The organism is Acinetobacter sp. RF14B (assembly GCF_006864105.1).
Taxonomy (GTDB): domain Bacteria; phylum Pseudomonadota; class Gammaproteobacteria; order Pseudomonadales; family Moraxellaceae; genus Acinetobacter; species Acinetobacter lwoffii_C.
The window spans coordinates 1-677 of record NZ_SMTB01000212.1; the positions used below are offsets into that span (position 1 = coordinate 1).

Annotated in this window: 1 protein-coding gene and 1 pseudogene; both read left to right on the forward strand. The window is 49.9% G+C overall.

What is annotated here, in order from left to right:
• Positions 1 to 319, forward strand: a pseudogene (locus tag E2K52_RS14565) (3-carboxyethylcatechol 2,3-dioxygenase); the annotation flags it as partial.
• Positions 320 to 323: 4 nt separating this feature from the next.
• The coding region (locus E2K52_RS14570) for an FAD-dependent oxidoreductase (protein ID WP_161981147.1) at positions 324 to 677 on the forward strand (354 nt) is incomplete at its 3' end.

Below are 677 nucleotides of genomic sequence, written 5' to 3' on the forward strand. Positions count from 1 at the left end.
GGCACGTCAGGCAAAAATTATTGCTGTCGGCCAGAAACTCGCAGCAGGGGATACCTCGGTTGCAGTGCCACTCAGTCCGGAATGGGATGTCGCATTACTTGAAAAATTCAAGCAGGCCGACTTCGCTGCACTGGAAGCCATGACTGAAGCTGACATTCGCCGTGATGGGGGACGTGGCGGTCAGGAAGTCCGTTCCTGGATGGCGGCTTTTGCTGCTTTAAGTGAAATGGGCGAATACGACATGACCACCCACTGCTATGAAGATATCAGTGAATGGATTGCGGGCTTTGGCATCGTATCTGCAGAGTTAAAAGGTTAATGACATGAGCAACATCGAAACCATCGTGATTGTAGGCGCAGGCCAGGCAGGTGCAAGCGCGATTTTAGAACTGCGTGGCAACAAGTTTGAAGGCAATATCATTCTGATTGGTGATGAAATACATCTGCCTTATGAACGTCCACCACTGTCTAAAGACGTGATTCTAAAACCTGAAGAAACCAAAATTGAAATCCTGTCCGAAGAAAAACTGGCAGATTTGGGGGTCGAGCATATCCGCGGCAATGGCGTGGTGAAAATCAATGCTGAAGCGCACACGGTTGAGCTGCAAAATGGTGACGTTGTTGCTTATGACAAGCTTTTGCTGGCCACCGGTGGTGCGGCACGCCGTTTGCCAAAC